This is a genomic window from Actinotalea sp. C106, assembly GCF_023630195.1.
Taxonomy (GTDB): Bacteria; Actinomycetota; Actinomycetes; order Actinomycetales; family Cellulomonadaceae; genus Actinotalea.
In genome coordinates this window covers 1-1,950 of sequence record NZ_JALPKN010000426.1, presented here as the reverse complement: position 1 = coordinate 1,950, position 1,950 = coordinate 1, and the positions used below count along the sequence as shown (strand labels likewise).

2 protein-coding genes are annotated in these 1,950 nt (G+C 73.4%); both read left to right on the top strand.

Annotation, left to right across the window (positions count from 1 at the left end; genetic code table 11):
- The first annotated feature begins 366 nt into the window (after window positions 1-366).
- Window positions 367-1,524, top strand: a complete 1,158-nt coding sequence (locus tag L0B03_RS17190; protein WP_250448141.1) for a Gfo/Idh/MocA family protein — start codon at window positions 367-369, stop codon at window positions 1,522-1,524.
- An 8-nt stretch (window positions 1,525-1,532) separates the two neighbouring features.
- A partial coding sequence (locus L0B03_RS17185) for a sugar phosphate isomerase/epimerase family protein (protein ID WP_374205020.1) occupies window positions 1,533-1,950 on the top strand: 418 nt, incomplete at its 3' end.

Genomic DNA, 1,950 nt, shown 5'->3' with positions numbered 1-1,950 from the left:
CGCCTCGACGACCCCCTGGCCGACCGGCTGCGGACGGTGGCCGCCGGGGACGACGCCGGGCTCGCCGACCGGATGCTCGCCGTCGAGCAGGTCTTCCCCGCCGCGGTGCGTGAGCACGACGGCTTCCGCGCCGAGGTGCGGACTGGCGTGCAGGACCTGCTGCGGCTCGTCGGCTGAGGCCGGCGGGGCGGCTGCTGACGCTTGCCGGGGCGACTCCCGGCGCCTGGCGGAGCAGCTGCTGACCGCTGGACGCGCCCGTCTGCTTGACGCGGAGCAGGGGCGATCCCTAGTCTGCGGGAAAGCGCATTCCCACCAGCGCACCACAGCCCACACCGGCCGCCCGGCGGCACGACACTCGGAGGCACCATGACGGTCCTGCGCATCGCGATGAACGGCATCACCGGGCGGATGGGGTACCGCCAGCACCTGCTCCGCTCGATCCTGCCGATCCGTGACGCCGGGGGCGTCGAGCTCCCTGACGGCACGCGCCTGCAGGTCGAGCCCGTCCTCGTGGGGCGCCGCGAGGGCGCCGTCCGCGAGATCGCCGAGCGCCACGGCATCGAGCACTGGACCACCGACGCCGAGAGCGTCCTGACCGACCCGAGCATCGACGTCTACTTCGACGCCCAGGTCACCTCCCGGCGGGCCGCCGCGCTGACCGCCGCGATGAAGGCCGGCAAGCACATCTACACCGAGAAGCCCACGGCCGAGACCCTCGAGGAGGCCGTCGAGCTCGCCCGCATCGCCCGCGACTCCGGCGTCACGGCCGGGGTCGTGCACGACAAGCTCTACCTGCCGGGCCTGGTCAAGCTCCGCCGCCTGGTGGACGAGGGGTTCTTCGGCCGCATCCTGTCCCTGCGCGGGGAGTTCGGCTACTGGGTCTTCGAGGGGGAGGTCCAGGAGGCCCAGCGGCCCAGCTGGAACTACCGCAAGGAGGACGGCGGCGGCATGACCGTCGACATGTTCTGCCACTGGAACTACGTGCTCGAGGGCATCCTCGGCGACGTCAAGAGCGTCATCGCCAAGACCGCCACCCACATCCCCACCCGGTGGGACGAGCAGGGCAAGGAGTACGCGGCCACGGCCGACGACGCCTCCTACGGCATCTTCGAGATCGAGACCCCCGCCGGGGACCCGGTCGTCGCCCAGATCAACTCCTCGTGGGCGGTGCGCGTCTACCGCGACGAGCTCGTCGAGTTCCAGATCGACGGCACGCACGGCTCGGCCGTCGCGGGGCTCAACAAGTGCGTCGCCCAGCAGCGCGCCCACACCCCCAAGCCCGTGTGGAACCCCGATCTGCCGGTCACCGAGTCCTTCCGCGACCAGTGGGCCGAGGTCCCCGCCAACGCCGAGCTCGACAACGGCTTCAAGCTGCAGTGGGAGGAGTTCCTGCGCGACGTCGCCGCGAAGCGCGAGCACCGCTTCGGCCTGCTCTCGGCCGCGCGCGGCGTCCAGCTCGCGGAGCTGGGCCTGCAGTCCTCGGCCGAGGGCCGCCGTCTCGAGATCCCCACGATCTCGCTGTGAGCGCAGGGGTGACCGGAGGCGCCGGGGCGGCTGCCGCGACGTCGTCGGGCGGGGCGGGGGACCTGGCACGACTGTCCCTCAACACCGCGACCACCAAGGGCTGGACCCTGCGCGAGGCCGTCGAGGGCGCCGCGCGTGCCGGGCTGCCCGCGGTGGGCCTGTGGCGGGACCGGGTCGCCGAGGCCGGGCTCGAGGAGTCCGCGCGGATCGTCCGCGAGGCCGGGTTGCGGGTCTCCTCGCTGTGCCGCGGGGGCTTCCTCACGGCCACCGACGACGCCGGCATCGACGCCGCGCTGCAGGACAACCGCGCCGCGATCATCGAGGCCGCGACCCTGGGCACCAGCGAGCTGGTCTTCGTCGTCGGCGGGCTGCCCGCGGCCTCGACCTTCGGCGGGGCGGCGCTGCCCTACCCGGCGCAGCGGGCTG

What these genes read in the sequence shown, in the direction of transcription:
- L0B03_RS17190 (WP_250448141.1), top strand. Translation starts at nt 367, where the DNA reads ATGACGGTCCTGCGCATCGCGATGAACGGCATCACCGGGCGGATGGGG.